The following is a 16,221-nucleotide window of genomic DNA, read 5'->3' as shown; positions in this document are numbered from 1 at the left end:
GACATTTTCACCATCATCCCGTGTCCGGCACGAGTTAGTCTGGTGAACGCCGTTCTACGAAAGCCATGCTTTCGCCAACCGAGCCTGGGGATTGGGTTTCGTCCTTGCAACGTTCCTCGGTAGAGGCTGCATTATAGAGGTTTTATATCGCTTTGTAACCAGACAAGCATTCTCAGAGATAAGGTACGCCGTCCGACCACAACTGGTTGAAGTCCGGAAAGTTCCACTCTATGGGGTCTTCAATCGCAACGACTTTATCCGTGCTACCTGGTTGCGAAAGATCTATGACTTCAGGCAGTATCCGCGCATTCGATTTGGTAGAAAAGAATACCTTGACCTTGGGCTTCAGCAATGAAGACTGGTTCTTGTCCACGACAACCGCAAGCCGGCCTGACTCCAGACGCACCAGCGATCCAATGGGATAAATACCCAGACTTTTGACAAATGCCTGGAAAACCCCGGCATCCAGATGATCGCTGGTCCACTCTGTCATCTTGCGCAAGGCGTCTGCCGGATGCCAGCCTCTGCGGTAAGCGCGATCAGAAGTAATGGCATCGTAAACATCACAGATTGCGCCCATGCGGGCATACAGGCTGATCTGGTCGGCACTGAACTGATGCGGATAACCGGTACCGTCTATCTTTTCATGATGATGCAAACAGACATCCAGCACGATGGGATGGATGTGATGACTGGCAGACAGTAACGCATGTCCAGTTTCCGGATGACGCTTGATGGCCTCAAACTCTTTCTCCGTCAGGCTTCCTGGTTTATTGATAACGGTCATCGGGATATCCATCTTGCCAATGTCATGCAACAGGCCAGCCAGCCCACAATAGCGCACATCCTCTTCACTCATCCCCAGCTGCATGGCGAGTGCAATCATGAGTCCACATACCGCCACCGAGTGCATGTAAGTGTAGTCATCCTTGTTCTTCAACCTTGCCAGGCTGATGAGTGCACTGGGATTACGTGTCACAGAAGAGGAAATTTCGCTGACCAGGGCCATTGCCTGGTTACCATCCAGCGCCTTGCCCATGCGTGCCTGATGAAACATCAGCTCCACTTCGCGCTTGGCCTTAGTACATATTCTGGCAGCTTGCTCCAGCTCTTCAGTGATTTCGACTTTACGCGGTGCCTTGGGAACCGGGGCAGGAGGCGGTGGTGATGCCTTAACCTCGCGTACGACGTCAAGGCCTTTCTTGGTATCAATGGTGACTTCTGTCACCCCGCTACTGATCAAGTCATCAATCTCAGACTGTAAGCTAATGCGGAAAGCACTACGCCAGAATGGATGGTTAATCCAGGTAACGTCAAGCTTGTGCAGATACATGCCGATACGCAGCTGACCAATGGGTATTTTCTTGAGCATCCCTTAATCCGCTTCGTATCAGCCTGGCATTAAATACCTGCCGCCGCGCGCAATTGCGCCGCTTTGTCGGCGGCTTCCCAAGTGAACTCGGGCTCGTCACGTCCAAAGTGGCCGTAAGCAGCGGTCTTGGAATAAACCGGGCGCAACAGGTCCAGCATCTTGACGATACCCTTGGGACGCAGGTCAAAGTGGTCAAGCACCAACTGGGTCAACACTTCATTGGAAACCTTGCCAGTACCATAGGTTTCCACCATGACGCTGGTCGGTCTTGCCACGCCAATCGCGTAAGACACCTGTACCAGGCAACGTGAAGCCAGGCCCGCCGCCACGATATTCTTCGCGACATAGCGGCCAGCATAGGCAGCAGAACGATCCACTTTTGAAGGATCCTTGCCGGAGAACGCACCACCGCCATGAGGAGCGGCGCCGCCGTATGTATCCACAATGATCTTGCGACCAGTCAGTCCACAATCCCCTTGTGGACCGCCAATCACGAAACGGCCGGTCGGGTTCACCAGATACTTGATTTCACCCTTGATCAGTTCTTGCGGCAAAGTAGGCTTGATGATTTCCTCAATCACGGCTTCCCGGACAGAATCAAGTGTGACATCAGGCGCATGCTGGGTGGAAATCAGCACAGTATCAATCTTGTGTGGCGCGCCATCCACATATTGTATGGTGACCTGGCTCTTGGCATCGGGACGCAGCCATGGCAAACGGCCATCCTTGCGCAATTGCGACTGGCGCTCCATCAGGCGATGTGAAAGCCAGATTGGCAATGGCATCAATTGGGGCGTTTCATCACAAGCGTAGCCGAACATCAGGCCCTGGTCGCCAGCACCCTGGTCGAGAGGGTCATCATTGGCATTATCGACCCCCTGGGCAATATCTGGAGACTGCTTGTCATAAGCCACCAGCACTGCGCAACTCTTGTAGTCTATGCCGTAGTCGGCATTGTCGTAACCTATGCGCTTGACGGTATCACGCGCAACCTTGATGTAGTCCACATTGGCAGTCGTGGTGATTTCACCCGCCAATACGACCAAGCCAGTATTGGTCAGGGTTTCAGCCGCCACGCGGGCAGTTGGATCCTGCTCAAGAATGGCATCAAGAATGCTGTCCGAAATCTGGTCGGCTACCTTATCAGGATGGCCTTCGGATACGGACTCGGATGTAAACAGATATTCGCTCATTAGCTCCTGCCAATTCAATCGTGCAAAAAGATTGCTAGAATAACAAACTCATTGTGTTTCAAAAAGAAGTTCATGCTAAAAGCATTTCTACGTATCCTGGCCGAATTACCTTTGCCCTTCATTAACGGCATGGGGGTATTGACTGGCTGGATACTCTATTTCTTCTCCATCAAGACCATGCGCCGCACACGCAAGAACCTCACTATTGCGGCCATCAGCACCAGTACCAAGGACTATCAGCGCCTGGTCAGGCAAAGCATTATAGAAACCGGAAAAGGCCTGGTCGAAACTTTTGCCATCTGGTTTCGTCCCCAACAACGGGTATTGAAGTGGGTCAGGGAATGCAGGGGCTGGGAGCATGTGGAAGCAGCACACGCAAACAACCAGGGCATTATCTTCCTGACGCCGCACCTGGGCTGTTATGAAATCACTGCTCTTTATTATGCCGCCCGCCGACCCATCACCGTGCTATACCGGCCCGCGCGCCAGCAATGGTTGGCACCACTGATAGACGAAGGCCGCAACCGCAGCCGGATCAAGCAGGCCCCCACCAGCTTGCGAGGTGTACGCAGCCTGCTGAAAGCCTTGAAACAAGGTGAAGCCATCGGCATCCTGCCGGACCAGGTGCCCGAATTTGGTGAAGGCACATGGGCCAATTTTTTCGGCACCCCCGCCTATACCATGACCCTGGTCGGCAAGCTTGCTGAAACCACTGGAGCAACCGTTCTCCTGGCATTTGGCGAGCGGCTATCCTGGGGGCGGGGCTATGTGATTCATATTACCCCGTTATCCATGGAACCAACGGCTGAGAATATCAATCTCGGCATCGAGCAATTGGTTCGGCAATGCCCTACCCAATACCTCTGGAGCTACCGGCGTTTCAAGCGGCCGAAGCCACATGGCAAGACGGGGAGTGAGTAATCTCTTGCGGCTACCCATCCAACCGATGACTATCAAGCCGGTCATCAATGGCCTAAAATAGCCATATCACCAAGAGAACAACTTCAATGAAGCTGAAATTTACCAAGATGCAGGGTATAGGAAATGATTTCATCGTCATTGATGGCTATACCCATCCCGTCACTCTGAGCCCAGCGCAAATCTGCAAGCTGGCAGACCGTCATTTTGGCGTTGGTTTTGACCAGCTGTTACTGGTAGAACAGGCAAGCAATCCAGATGCCGACTTTCGCTACCGTATCTTCAACGCTGATGGCGGCGAGGTGGAACAATGTGGCAACGGCGCACGCTGCTTTGTACGTTTTGTGCATGACAAGGCATTGACTGAAAAAATGGAAATTAAAGTAGAGACAGCACGCGGGATTATCTTCCCACGCCTTGAGTCTAACGGACTGGTTACAGTCAATATGGGTGAGCCCCGATTTGCACCCAGCGAGATCCCATTTGCTGCGGAACAGGAAGCCACTACCTATACGCTACAGGCAGGGAGTGAGTCCTTGACAATTTCCGCAGTTTCCATGGGGAACCCCCATGCCGTCACTGTAGTCAGCGATGTAGATAGTGCGCCCGTGGGCGTTCTGGGACCGCTGGTGGAAACGCACACCCGGTTTCCGCAACGCGTCAATGCCGGCTTCATGCAGGTGGTCGACCCTCATCATATCCGCCTGCGCGTCTATGAGCGCGGCAGTGGAGAAACCCTGGCCTGTGGCACCGGCGCATGTGCTGCCGTCGTCAGCGGTATCCGGCGCGGATTATTGCAATCACCGGTCAAGGTGACCACTCGCGGCGGCGAACTCAACATCGCCTGGGATGGCGGTCATGCGCCGGTTTGGATGACCGGCCCAGCAGAAACAGTCTTTGAAGGCGAAATCGATATTTAACCGGCTTAACAACAAGCCCTAAAGGAATCATATGGACTTTAACAATCAGGATAGCGAACCCCAGGCCAGCGAATACCAGGTCACCAGTTATCTGCGTGCGCACCCCCAGTTTTTCGAGCATCACACCACCCTGCTTTCCGAGCTTTACCTCCCAAGCCCGCATGGTCATGGCACAGTCTCACTTGCAGAACGCCAACAACTGGCCCAGCGTGATCGCATACGCGTGATGGACGTCAAGCTTAACCAGTTGATAAAGCACGGTGAAGAAAATGATGTCATCAGCGACAAAGTGCATCGACTCAGCCTTGGATTGCTCGCAACCCAAGACTTGGAAGTCATGATTCGCCTACTGGAACACAGTTTGCGCGAAGATTTCCAGATTCCACACGTGGGCTTGCGCCTGTGGGGCACGCCCGCACATCAGGAGCATAGTACGTTAGCCACGTTCAACAGCGTTGATGACGAACTGAAACACTGGGCTCAAAGCCTGGCAACCCCTTACTGCGGAAGCAAACCAGGCTTGCCGCTGGAAAGCTGGTTTGGCGAAGGCGCGCAGCCTGCTTCATTTGCACTCATTGCCTTACGCAGCGAAAAGGTTTTCGGCCTGCTGGCCCTGGCCAGCGATGATGAGAAACGCTTCTACCCTGACATGGGCACGCTTTATCTCAAGCGTATTGGGGAGCTGGTCAGCGCTGCCCTATTGAAACACATTGCCTGACGCAGATGGTCGCGCGCCAGCCGGTAGATTATTGTCAGCAATACCTGGAATATCTCCAATTTGAACGCGGCCTGAGCCGACTGACGATAGAAAATTACCGCCGGGATATCAAGCTGCTGCTGGAGCTGTCATCTGAACAGGCGCTGGCAGCATTGCAACCCAGCCATATCCGCAGATTCATCGCTACCCTGCACGGCCGGGGCCTTGGCGGCAAAAGCATTGCGCGCCATCTTTCAGGCTGGCGCGGTTTTTTTGATTACCTTGCCCAACGTCACGGCTACAGTCACAACCCTTGTCATGACATGCGTGCCCCCAAGGCCCCCAAATCCTTGCCGCATGCGCTTTCGATAGACCAGGCAGTCAAGTTGGTTGATATCAAGAGCGAGGACACACTTGCACTGCGCGATCACGCCATACTTGAATTGTTCTATTCTTCCGGTCTTCGCCTCTCTGAACTGGTAGACCTCGACCTTCACGACCTGAACATGCAGGAAGGCACCGTCACCGTTACTGGCAAGGGCAGCAAGACGCGTATCGTCCCCATGGGCGGTCATGCCATCAAGGCCATCAATACATGGCTGCCAGCACGCACGGCATTGGCTTCTGAGGCCGAACAGGCCTTGTTCCTCAATCGCAATGGTCAGCGCATCAGCGGAAGGGCCATTCAATACCGCATCAAGCATTGGGCGCTCAAACAAGGTATCAGCAGCAATGTACATCCGCACATGCTGCGCCATAGCTTTGCCACCCATGTGCTGCAATCCAGCAGTGATTTAAGGGCGGTGCAGGAAATGCTAGGGCATGCCAATATCAGCACAACCCAAGTGTACACTCACCTGGACTTTCAACATCTGGCAAAAGTCTATGACGCTGCCCACCCCAGGGCGCGAAAGAAATAGCCTATTAAGTTACGGCTTGTCCCGCTCCATGCCCCAACTGGTTTTCAAATGATCTCGCTACTTCATAAAACTAGGATTTTGAACAACCTGATCAAGGATACAGAGTTCGAAAATGCCGCCCTGTAGGAAATCGTTTTCAAGCCTTCAGATAGTATTTTCAGCAATGCAGCAAGATAGGAAACCACTTATTCTGCTGGAATGGTTTCAAGCCAAATGGCGACAGCAAACCAACGGGTGAACTAACCAATGCAATTAACCAGGCTTTTGGATCGTTAACAACAGGACTTACAAGGGAGCACCTCTCACAATAGCTAGGACTTTTATAGTCCTGGCCGTTTCTTTTTTTCATCACTTGCTGGTAAAATTGCAACCATGTTGCGTAAATTCTTCCTGAGCTATGTGCTATCCATCTGCCTGCTGTTAAGCCAGCAAGGTGCATTGGCGCATCAGATTTCCCACCTTGAAGACTACGCTCCTTATTCAGAGCCGCAAAAACAATCCCCTCACAGCCCGTTCTGTGAGAAGTGCCTGAATTATGGCAGTCTCGATAGTGCCGTTACGGCCTTCCAGGCTGAACCGCCTGTTTTCATCGATAACTGTACCGCAGACAATCAGCAGGCGCATTCTCTGCCTCATGACTCTCTTGCCGCCTATTCCTCGCGTGCACCGCCTGTGGCCTGCATTGGCTGAATTCCTTTATGCATTGCCCTGCAGCCGTGCTGCATAGTCTTTGCATGATCGTATCGCCAAGCTTCCCATCCAGTCATGCCTATATGCAATGACCGGTAGCCAATCCACAGTATTCAAGCGAGACTCTTATGCAGAACCATCACGCGGTACATTCTTTAGTACCGAAAAAAACCTTTATGGCTGTTGCCCTGGCATGCGGCAGCTCTTTCCTGTTTGGTATCCCATCGGCGCACGCCGCAAGCCCCAGTCCTGATATTTCCCTGCCCACGATTGCCGTAACTGCCAACCCACTGGGCGTAGCCTCGGATGAATTGGTGGTACCGGTTTCCACGCTGAGTGGACGCGAGTTGTCATTGCAACGTGAAAGCACCCTGGGGGAAACCCTGAAGTCCATTCCTGGGGTATCGTCCACTTATTTCGGCCCTAACGCCTCGCGTCCGGTGATCCGTGGGATGGATGGAGAACGCGTGCGCATCATGCAAAATGGTGTTGGCATCCTGGATGCCTCCAGCCTGAGTTTTGATCATGCAGTGGCCATAGACCCCCTCGTCATTGAGCAGATCGACGTTGTGCGTGGACCAGCGGCGCTGCTTTATGGTGGTAGTGCCGTAGGCGGCGTGGTCAATGCCATCGATCACCGTATTCCCAAAGAAGCTATAGACGGCGTCACTGGCCGTGGGGAAGTACGGCTTGGAGGTGCAGAAAACCAGAAAAATGGCGCTATCGTCTTGGATGCAGGCAATGGTGTTTTAACCGTGCATGCCGATGCATACAAGCGCAAGACTGACGACCTTGATATTCCCGGTTATGCCGTTTCAAGCCGCAAGAGCGCCAGGGATGGCGACGCGCGAGAAAGCAAGGGCCGCCTGGTCAATAGCGGCTCGGATGCAGATGGCGGTGCCATCGGTGCCTCGATTGCGCTGGATAGCGGCTATGTTGGCCTGTCCTACTCCACCTTCAATAATAAATACGGTACCGTTGCCGAACCCGATGTGTTGATCGACATGAAGAGTGACCGCTGGGATTTTGCCTCAGAACTGCGAGACCTTGGCAATATCATCAACAAGGTCAAGGTGCGCATGGCTTATACCGATTACCAGCATCAGGAACTGGAAGACGGCGAAGTCAGCACCACCTTCAAGAATCAGGGTATAGAAGGCTCCATTGAAGCCTCGCATGGCAATATAGGTCCATTGAGCGGCGTGATCGGATTGCAGTTCCACAATTCAAAATTCCAGGCGCTGGGTGAAGAGGCGTTCGTTCCGAGTAACCGCACCAACACCCGGGCACTATACATATACGAGGAACTGCCACTCGATGCACTCAAGTTGACGTTTGGCGGACGGGTTGAACATGCCAAGATAGAGTCAAACGGCGGGGATGATTTTGGCCCTGCACAATCTCGCTCCTTCACACCGTACAGCTTGGCAACAGGTGCATTGTTCAATCTGGACAAGAACTGGTCGCTCACCGCCAACCTGTCGCACAATGAGCGTGCGCCCAGCTATTTCGAGCTTTATGCGGACGGTGTCCATGTTGCCACTGATCAATATGAAGTCGGCTCCGTTGACCTGCAGAAAGAACGCTCCAACGGTATAGACGCGCAGATCCGCTGGAAGGAAGGCCATAACTCATTCAGCTTTGGCACCTATTACACCCGCTTCAGCAGTTTTATTGGCCTTTTCAACAGCGGCACTTTGGTGAATGAAGAAGGAGAAGCGGGACAACTTGATTCCGATATTGCAGAAGCACAATTCCGCTCCGCCAAAGCCGTTTTCAAAGGTCTGGAAGCTGAGGGTAAATTCCGGGTTTATGACACCATAGGCTCGCTTGACCTCAACTTGCGCGGGGACTATGTACGCGCCACCAACCGCGACACGGGTGACTCGCTACCTCGCATTTCACCATTGAAGCTCGGATTTGGCCTGGACTACCGTTTCAATCGCTTTGGTTCCAGGCTGGATGTGCTCCGAGCCTTCAAGCAAAACCGTACCGATGAAAACGAGCTGGTCACCGATGGTTACACATTGGTCAATGCCACACTCACCTACAAGCTGCCGACTCCGGAAAAATTCCAGCTTGAAGCCTTTGCCAAGGCTTATAACCTGCTGGATCAGACCATACGTGACCACACTTCCATCCTCAAGGATATTGCCCCTATGGGTGGCAGGTCAGTACTGGTAGGGCTCAGAGGCGAGTTCTAACCAACAGACCGCATGCCTGCGGCGCGAGGTTATCGCGCCGCGGTGCAGCTTGCGCTATCATGACGTTCTTATCAGCAACTCTTTAAGATCCGATCATGGCACGTACCGTTTTTTGCATCAAACTTGGCCGCAATGCTGATGGCCTGGACTTCCCGCCCTATCCTGGCGAACTCGGCAAGCGTATTTTCGAAAACGTCTCCAAGGAAGCCTGGGCAGGTTGGCTCAAGCAGCAAACCATGCTAGTGAACGAAAACCGCCTCAGCCTGGCAGACCCGCAAGCGCGTAAATACCTATCGCAACAAACTGAAGCGTATTTTTTCGGTGAAGGGGCGGACACTGCTTCCGGCTACGTTCCGCCAAGCCCTTGAACAAATTTTTCATATAAATGTCACATTACGGGCATAGAGTGAGGTTTTTATCTTGTTGCCCGTAAAATTGAGTCCAGAATACTTCATCAACCGCGAGCTGGGCATTCTTGCCTTCAATCGCCGCGTTCTGGCCCAAGCTGAAGACGACCGCGTCCCACTGCTTGAGCGCCTGAAATTCCTCTGCATTTTCAGCAGCAACATGGACGAGTTTTTTGAAGTGCGCGTTGCAGGCCTCAAAAACCAGATCAAGTACAACTCACCACAGGTGGGCGCCGATGGCATGCTGCCTAAACAGGCTTTTGCCAAGGTCAGCAGTGTGGCGCATGAGCTGGTTGATCTCCAGTACAAAGTCCTGAATGAAGTAGTCCTGCCGCGGCTGGCTGAGCAAGAGATCCATTTCATCCGGCGCGGGCACTGGAATGAAATACAGCGCGAATGGATCGCGGCCTATTTCTTCCGTGAGCTGATGCCAATCCTTACCCCCATCGGTCTTGATCCCGCACACCCCTTTCCTCGCGTCCTCAACAAAAGTTTGAATTTTGCTGTTGAACTGGAAGGAAAGGATGCATTTGGCCGCAATTCTGGCGTGGCAATCGTGCAGGCACCCCGTGCACTTCCACGCGTTATCCGTCTGCCGCGTGAAATTGCCGGGTGCGATCATGGATTCGTTTTCCTGTCTTCCATCCTGCATGCCCACGTCAATGAGCTATTTTCAGGCATGCAGGTCAAAGGTTGTTACCAGTTCCGTGTTACACGCGACAGCGACTTGATTCTGGATGATGATGAAACCAAGGATTTGCGCCTGGCGCTTCAGGGTGAACTGACACACCGGCAGTATGGCGATGCCGTCCGGCTGGAAGTAGCAGACAGTTGCCCCGCAGAAATGTCCTCGTTCCTTCTGGGCCAGTTCGGCTTGACCCAGGACGATCTCTACCAAGTGAACGGCCTGGTGAATTTGGTACGCCTGATGCAGATTCCTGACAGCGTGGACCGGCCTGACCTGAAGTTTGCAAACTACACACCCAGCCTGCCCAAGGAGTTTGTCAAGGATGCGGATATTTTCAAGGCCATCCGCAAACAGGACATCCTGCTGCATCACCCTTTCCAGTCCTTCAATCCTGTCATTGAGTTTATCAAGCAGGCTGCAGAAGACCCTCAAGTACTCGCCATTAAGCAGACTTTCTACCGTACCAGCGCCGACTCCACTCTGATGAAATCGCTGATCGAGGCTGCCCAGCGAGGCAAGGAAGTTACCGTTGTGGTGGAGTTGCTGGCGCGTTTTGACGAAGAAGCCAATATCAACTGGGCTGCCCAGCTCGAAAATGCGGGCGCCCATGTGGTGTATGGAGTAGTAGGTCACAAGACCCATGCAAAAATGGCCATGGTGGTACGCCGTGATGAAGACAAACTGCGTCGTTATATCCATCTGGCCACTGGCAACTATCACCAGCGCACTGCCAGACTGTATACCGACTTCGGCCTGCTCACCTGCCAGGAAGAAATCAGTGAAGACGTGAATGATGTATTTGCCCAGTTGACCGGCCTTGGCCGCGCAAGCAAGCTGCGTCACCTATGGCAATCACCATTCACCCTGCATCAGCGCCTGGTCAAGGCCATACAACATGAAGCTGAAATTGCAAAATCCGGCAAGAAAGCACGCATCATCGCCAAGATGAATGCCTTGCTTGATCCGGACGTCATTCGTGCCTTGTACGACGCCTCGGTAGCCGGGGTACAGATTGATCTGATTATCCGTGGCGTCTGCGCCTTGCGCCCAGGCATTCCGGGAATCTCCGAGAATATAAAGGTCCGCTCGATTGTGGGACGCTTCCTTGAACATACCCGTATTTTTTACTTCTACGATAATGGTACCGAACAGACCTACCTCTCCAGTGCGGACTGGATGTACCGCAATTTCTTCCGCCGCATCGAGGTATGCTTCCCCATACTGGATGCCAAGGTAAAGAAGCGCGTGTTCAAGGAAGGCCTAGAACCTTACCTCAGGGATAATATCAACGCATGGGAAATGCTGGCCGATGGCACCTACGAGTCAAGGCCAAGTAAGCGCACAAGTTTCGGTGCGCAACAATTCCTCATGACCGAATTTGGGCAGGAAGTATTGCCAGAAGCGTGACCTCATCCTCATCATCCCAAGATGAAACAAAAGGGCCAAATATTGGCCCTTTTTCTATCAAGCAATAGTATCAGCATTCCCTAACCCCTGAAAAATCTCAGGATGAAAACGTAAGGCTAAGGCCGATCTCTTTCCAATACCCCACTTCATTCACCAACTCGGCCTCAGTCAAGGGGTTGTCGGCCAACCAGCCGCGCTCAATCAGGAGCCTGTATCCTGTTTTATCGGTGGCAAGCTTCAGTTCCGGCCGGTTATCAGGCAAACGGTTACGGTGGAACAAGACAGCCAGCCTGAGAATCAGAATAATCAGCAACCGGTCAGAACTGACAGGTAAACCGCCTTGCAGCTTGCTGAGTGATCGCCTGTGGGCCCTGACCAATATTCCCAGGGTTTCCTGTTCCATTTTGGAAAACCCCGGCATATCTGCATTTTCAACAATATAGGCAGAATGCTTATGATAGGCTCCATGAGCGATCGAAATTCCGATCTCATGCAATTTGGCCGCCCAGGTCAGATATTGCGTCGCACTTTCCTCATCCACTTGCTGCAGCCTGTCAGCAGTCTGTTCCAGCAGTATCAGCGCCATCTGACGTACTCGTTCTGCCTGATCCGCATCTACATGATAGCGCCGCATGAAGCTATTGACAGTGACCTCCCGGACGTCCTGGTCATGCAAACGGCCCAGCAACTCGTATAAGACTCCCTCACGCAGGGCACTACTGGCTGAGGTCATACGTTCTATCTTCAGCGCATCAAAAGCAGCAGTCATGATGGCAAGCCCGCCGGGCAGGACGGCTGCACGGTCAACGCTCAAGCCTGGCAACTCGATCTTCTTGATTTCCTTGGCCTTGAGCAATTGCTGTCGCAGGAACTCCAGTCCTTCCCGCGTAATTTCACCTTCACTGAGGCCACTCAGGCGTATGATCTCACCCAGCGCTTTGGCCGTGCCGGAAGAGCCTACGGCCTCATCCCAGCCTTCAGCAATAAAATGTTTCCGTATACTCTGGATTTCAGCGGCAGCCGCGATACGGGCGCGATCCATGGCTGTTTCCGTCAACTTGCCATCAGGAAAATACCGCATGCTGTAACTGACACAGCCCATATAGAGGCTTTCCATCTCGACAGGCTCCAGACCCTGGCCGATGATGAATTCTGTAGAGCCGCCCCCAATGTCAATCACAAGACGCTTATGTGTTGCAGGTGGTAGGCTGTGGCTGACGCCGACAAAGATCATGCGCGCTTCTTCCCGACCTGCAATGATCTCTATGGGAAAACCCAGGGCGTCCTGGGCTTCTCGCATCAATTCAGGCGCATTGCGCGCCACGCGAAAAGTATTGGTAGCCACGGCACGAACCGCTTGCGACGGCAAACCGCGCAAGCGCTCGCCAAAACGCTTCAGGCAGTCAATGGCTCGACGCTGGGCATCTGCATCAAGATTGTTTTTTTCATCCAACCCGGCACCGAGGCGTACCGCCTCGCGCAGGGAGTCGTGAAAGATCAGATGCCCATCCGACACGCGTGCCAACTGCAGCCTGAAGCTATTGGATCCCAGATCGACCGCTGCAATTTCGGGGAACTCCAGTTTTTTTGTAACCAACGTCGACCTTATGCCATGAATAATGAACTAAACCGCCATGACGGGATTAGGGCTCTTGAGCTTCGCGCTCCATCTCCTGCACCGTGGTATGACGCACGTCTTTGCCTTTTACCATGTAGATTACATATTCGGCAATATTCTTGGCATGGTCACCGATACGCTCAATCGCCTTGGCGACAAACAATACTTCCAGCGACATGGAAATCGTACGTGGATCTTCCAGCATGAAGGTGATCAACTGGCGCATAGCGGCGCGGAACTGCTCATCCACCTGCTCATCCTGGCGCGCCACATCCACTGTCTTGGTCACATCAAGACGTGCAAAGGCATCAAGCGCAGTACGCAGCATTTCGCGTACATGGCCCACCATGGTCTTGATCTCGTTGAAACGTGGTGTATAAAGACGTCCAGACTCGGATACCTTCTGTGCCACACGGGCAATCTTGGTCGCTTCATCACCAATCCGCTCAAGGTCGGTGATGGTCTTGACCACCATCATGATCATGCGCAAATCACCCGCCGCAGGCTGGCGACGCGCAATGATATGGCTGCAGTCTTCATCCACCTGGACTTCAAGCGCATTCACCTTGTGATCATTGGCGATCACTTTGTCCGCCAAGGTCAGGTTAACAGTCACCAGGGCTTCCAGCGCATTGACTATCTGCTGCTCTACCAGACCGCCCATTTCCAATACTTTTGCACGCACCGATTCCAGTTCGGCATCGTATTGCTTATACGTATGTTCAAATTGCATAACGCGATCCCTTCCGTGATTGATGCCGACCAGTCTGCGCGAAAACCGGCCAGGCTTATGAGTCAACTCTATAGCTTAATTGCCGATTGTGACAATTTAATGTTGGGTTCGCTTGCGTTACTGCCCTTACCTGGCGGTCAGTGTCTTGACGCCATCTGCGGTTGCCAGGAGCAGCACGTCTGCCGGACGGGCAGCGAACAAGCCATTAGTGACTACGCCGACGATCTGGTTGATCTTATTTTCCAGTTCAACCGGATTAAGGACTTCCAGGCCATGAACATCAAGAATGACATTACCATTATCCGTTGTAAAATCACGCAATTTTGGCTGGCCACCAAGCTTCACCAGTTCACGCGCCACATGGCTGCGTGCCATCGGAATCACTTCAACTGGCAACGGAAACTTGCCAATCACTGATACCAGCTTACTCTGATCGCAGATACAGATAAACTGCTTGGCACAGGCAGCAACAATTTTTTCACGGGTCAGGGCGCCACCGCCTCCTTTGAGCATATGCATGTGCTCGGTAATTTCATCAGCACCGTCCACATAAATTTCCATGCCATCGACATCGTTCAGGTCAAACACTTCAATCCCGTGACCACGCAAACGTTGTGCTGTTGCTTCAGAACTCGCCACTGCGCCATCGATACGTTGTTTAACCTTGGCAAGCTCATCAATGAAAAAATTGGCGGTTGAGCCAGTACCAACACCGATAATGCCACCCTTCACATACTCAACTGCCGCCTTGGCAACCTGTTGCTTCAATTCGTCTTGTGTAGCCATTTTTACTTTAACCCTTATGTTTTCTTTATAATTCAGGTTCATTAGAACCAAACCCTGAATAATACACTGCTGCATCACATACTGCAGCCTTGGACCGCATCACCCCAATGAAAATCAACTACCTGCAAAAAATTCAATCCGCCCGCGTATATGACGTAGCCAGCAAAACTCCGCTTGATCCGTTATCCAGCATTTCCAGCCGCATCCACAACACCGTGTTGCTGAAGCGCGAAGACATGCAGCCCGTGTTTTCATTCAAGCTGCGTGGCGCTTATAACAAGATGGCCAACCTATCCAAGGAAGCGCTCGCACGTGGCGTCATTACAGCCTCTGCCGGCAACCACGCTCAAGGCGTGGCACTAGCCGCCAAGAATGCTGGCTGCCGGGCTGTGATCGTGATGCCGGTGACCACCCCACAAATCAAGGTAGACGCCGTACGTAACCGCGGTGGCGAAGTAGTGCTGGCAGGTGAGTCTTATACGGATGCCTACAATCATGCGCTGCGCCTGGAACAGGAACAGCAGCTCACCTTTGTGCACCCGTTTGATGACCCGGATGTGATCGCCGGTCAAGGCACAGTTGCGGTAGAAATCCTGGAAGACCATCCCGAACCTATAGAAGCCATTTTCTGTCCAGTCGGTGGCGGCGGACTGATCGCAGGCATGGCCGCATATATCAAGCATGTACGCCCAGAGATCCGCATCATAGGAGTCGAGGTCAATGACGCCAATGCCATGACCATATCCCTGCAACAAGGCAAGCGAGTCACACTGGACCAGGTTGGACTGTTTGCAGATGGCAAGGCCGTTAAACTAGTGGGGGAGGAAACATTCCGCCTGTGCCAGGAATATGTAGACGAAATGATCCTGGTGGATAACGATGCCATATGTGCAGCCATCAAGGATGTATTTGAAGATACACGCGCTATCCTAGAACCTACTGGCGCTCTTGCACTTGCAGGGCTCAAGGCGTATGCGCAGGCACATCAGTTACAAGATAAAACGCTGATCGCGATTGCTTCTGGTGCCAATATGAGCTTTGACCGCCTGCGTTTTGTTGCGGAACGTGCCGAAATAGGTGAAAAACGTGAAGCTGTACTCGCGGTCACCATCCCTGAAAGCCCCGGCTCTTTCAAGCAGTTCTGCCGCCTGATCGGCAACCGCAATATCACCGAATTCAACTACCGCTACGCCGATGCCAGCGCTGCACACATCTATGTGGGCATAGCAATCCAGGACCCTAGCGAATCTGGCAAGCTGGTCGAGCAACTACAGCAACACGGGCTGCCAGCACTGGACTTGAGCGAGAATGAAGTCGCCAAGCTACATCTGCGCCACCTCGTAGGCGGCCATGCACCACAGGCCGAACATGAGCAGGTATACCGTTTTGAGTTCCCGGAGAAACCGGGCGCCTTGATGAACTTTCTTGATAGCATGCGCCATGACTGGAATATCAGCCTATTCCATTACCGCAACCATGGCGCTGATTTTGGCCGTGTGCTGGTTGGCATGCAGGTGCCGCCAGGAGAGGAAAGCGAATTCAGGAGATTCCTGGAGAATCTTGGCTATCCATACTGGGATGAGAGCAATAACCCTGCCTACAAACTGTTCCTGGGCTAACCAGAAACAGTAAAAGCAATGCCCGCCAACCGGCGGGCATTTTCATTGA

Annotated in this window: 14 protein-coding genes and 1 riboswitch; of the genes, 9 read left to right on the top strand and 5 right to left on the bottom strand. The window is 52.8% G+C overall.

The features are described from left to right. Positions 1–37 precede the first annotated feature (37 nt). Positions 38–124: riboswitch (S-adenosyl-L-homocysteine riboswitch) on the bottom strand. Positions 125–172: 48 nt separating this feature from the next. Next, entirely contained in the window at positions 173–1,372 is a 1,200-nt protein-coding gene (locus LG200_RS09745) for an HD-GYP domain-containing protein (protein ID WP_226757437.1), read from the bottom strand. Between the two features lie 29 nt (positions 1,373–1,401). Beyond that, positions 1,402–2,565, bottom strand: coding sequence for a methionine adenosyltransferase (gene metK, locus LG200_RS09740; RefSeq protein WP_226757436.1), 1,164 nt, complete (start codon positions 2,563–2,565; stop codon positions 1,402–1,404). Between the two features lie 72 nt (positions 2,566–2,637). On the opposite strand from metK, the gene LG200_RS09735 reads away from it, so the two are divergent. The 8 genes from LG200_RS09735 to ppk1 all read left to right on the top strand — a co-directional run bounded on the left by LG200_RS09735 (position 2,638) and on the right by ppk1 (position 11,416). Further along, positions 2,638–3,486 (top strand): lysophospholipid acyltransferase family protein, encoded by an 849-nt coding sequence (locus tag LG200_RS09735; RefSeq protein ID WP_226757435.1) that lies wholly within the window; start codon positions 2,638–2,640, stop codon positions 3,484–3,486. 86 nt (positions 3,487–3,572) lie between these two features. Beyond that, positions 3,573–4,403, top strand: coding sequence for a diaminopimelate epimerase (gene dapF, locus LG200_RS09730; protein WP_226757434.1), 831 nt, complete (start codon positions 3,573–3,575; stop codon positions 4,401–4,403). Positions 4,404–4,434: 31 nt separating this feature from the next. Further along, positions 4,435–5,121, top strand: coding sequence for a DUF484 family protein (locus LG200_RS09725; protein WP_226757433.1), 687 nt, complete (start codon positions 4,435–4,437; stop codon positions 5,119–5,121). 5 nt (positions 5,122–5,126) lie between these two features. Continuing rightward, complete coding sequence (xerC, locus tag LG200_RS09720) at positions 5,127–6,020, top strand: tyrosine recombinase XerC (RefSeq protein WP_226757432.1); 894 nt, start codon at positions 5,127–5,129, stop codon at positions 6,018–6,020. A 372-nt stretch (positions 6,021–6,392) separates the two neighbouring features. Further along, positions 6,393–6,710 carry a hypothetical protein gene (locus tag LG200_RS09715; protein WP_226757431.1) on the top strand — a complete coding sequence of 106 codons (318 nt, stop codon included), beginning with the start codon at positions 6,393–6,395 and terminating at the stop codon, positions 6,708–6,710. A gap of 176 nt (positions 6,711–6,886) precedes the next feature. Next, complete coding sequence (locus tag LG200_RS09710; RefSeq protein ID WP_226757430.1) at positions 6,887–8,914, top strand: TonB-dependent receptor; 2,028 nt, start codon at positions 6,887–6,889, stop codon at positions 8,912–8,914. Between the two features lie 95 nt (positions 8,915–9,009). Then, complete coding sequence (locus LG200_RS09705) at positions 9,010–9,282, top strand: oxidative damage protection protein (RefSeq protein ID WP_226757429.1); 273 nt, start codon at positions 9,010–9,012, stop codon at positions 9,280–9,282. 52 nt (positions 9,283–9,334) lie between these two features. Further along, complete coding sequence (ppk1, locus tag LG200_RS09700; protein ID WP_226757428.1) at positions 9,335–11,416, top strand: polyphosphate kinase 1; 2,082 nt, start codon at positions 9,335–9,337, stop codon at positions 11,414–11,416. A gap of 97 nt (positions 11,417–11,513) precedes the next feature. On the opposite strand, the gene ppx is transcribed toward ppk1, so the two are convergent. The 3 genes from ppx to rpiA all read right to left on the bottom strand — a co-directional run bounded on the left by ppx (position 11,514) and on the right by rpiA (position 14,553). After that, positions 11,514–13,013: an exopolyphosphatase gene (gene ppx, locus LG200_RS09695; RefSeq protein WP_226757427.1), complete on the bottom strand. Its 1,500-nt coding sequence runs from the start codon at positions 13,011–13,013 to the stop codon at positions 11,514–11,516. Between the two features lie 46 nt (positions 13,014–13,059). After that, complete coding sequence (gene phoU / locus LG200_RS09690) at positions 13,060–13,767, bottom strand: phosphate signaling complex protein PhoU (protein ID WP_226757426.1); 708 nt, start codon at positions 13,765–13,767, stop codon at positions 13,060–13,062. A gap of 126 nt (positions 13,768–13,893) precedes the next feature. Continuing rightward, positions 13,894–14,553: a ribose-5-phosphate isomerase RpiA gene (gene rpiA, locus LG200_RS09685; RefSeq protein ID WP_226757425.1), complete on the bottom strand. Its 660-nt coding sequence runs from the start codon at positions 14,551–14,553 to the stop codon at positions 13,894–13,896. A gap of 98 nt (positions 14,554–14,651) precedes the next feature. Between rpiA and ilvA the strand changes: the two genes are divergently transcribed. After that, entirely contained in the window at positions 14,652–16,172 is a 1,521-nt protein-coding gene (ilvA, locus tag LG200_RS09680; protein ID WP_319004556.1) for a threonine ammonia-lyase, biosynthetic, read from the top strand. Positions 16,173–16,221 lie beyond the last annotated feature (49 nt).

Source organism: Methylobacillus caricis, from assembly GCF_020532705.1.
In the GTDB taxonomy this organism is placed as follows: domain Bacteria; phylum Pseudomonadota; class Gammaproteobacteria; order Burkholderiales; family Methylophilaceae; genus Methylobacillus; species Methylobacillus caricis.
This window is presented reverse-complemented; position numbering and strand designations above follow the sequence as displayed.

Bases quoted from the DNA above. Each gene is read 5' to 3' on its own strand.
- LG200_RS09715 (WP_226757431.1), top strand. From the start codon at position 6,393: ATGTTGCGTAAATTCTTCCTGAGCTATGTGCTATCCATCTGCCTGCTG.
- rpiA (WP_226757425.1), bottom strand. From the start codon at position 14,553: ATGGCTACACAAGACGAATTGAAGCAACAGGTTGCCAAGGCGGCAGTT.
- metK (WP_226757436.1), bottom strand. From the start codon at position 2,565: ATGAGCGAATATCTGTTTACATCCGAGTCCGTATCCGAAGGCCATCCT.
- phoU (WP_226757426.1), bottom strand. From the start codon at position 13,767: ATGCAATTTGAACATACGTATAAGCAATACGATGCCGAACTGGAATCG.
- LG200_RS09745 (WP_226757437.1), bottom strand. From the start codon at position 1,372: ATGCTCAAGAAAATACCCATTGGTCAGCTGCGTATCGGCATGTATCTG.
- dapF (WP_226757434.1), top strand. From the start codon at position 3,573: ATGAAGCTGAAATTTACCAAGATGCAGGGTATAGGAAATGATTTCATC.
- LG200_RS09705 (WP_226757429.1), top strand. From the start codon at position 9,010: ATGGCACGTACCGTTTTTTGCATCAAACTTGGCCGCAATGCTGATGGC.
- xerC (WP_226757432.1), top strand. From the start codon at position 5,127: ATGGTCGCGCGCCAGCCGGTAGATTATTGTCAGCAATACCTGGAATAT.
- LG200_RS09735 (WP_226757435.1), top strand. From the start codon at position 2,638: ATGCTAAAAGCATTTCTACGTATCCTGGCCGAATTACCTTTGCCCTTC.
- LG200_RS09710 (WP_226757430.1), top strand. From the start codon at position 6,887: ATGGCTGTTGCCCTGGCATGCGGCAGCTCTTTCCTGTTTGGTATCCCA.
- LG200_RS09725 (WP_226757433.1), top strand. From the start codon at position 4,435: ATGGACTTTAACAATCAGGATAGCGAACCCCAGGCCAGCGAATACCAG.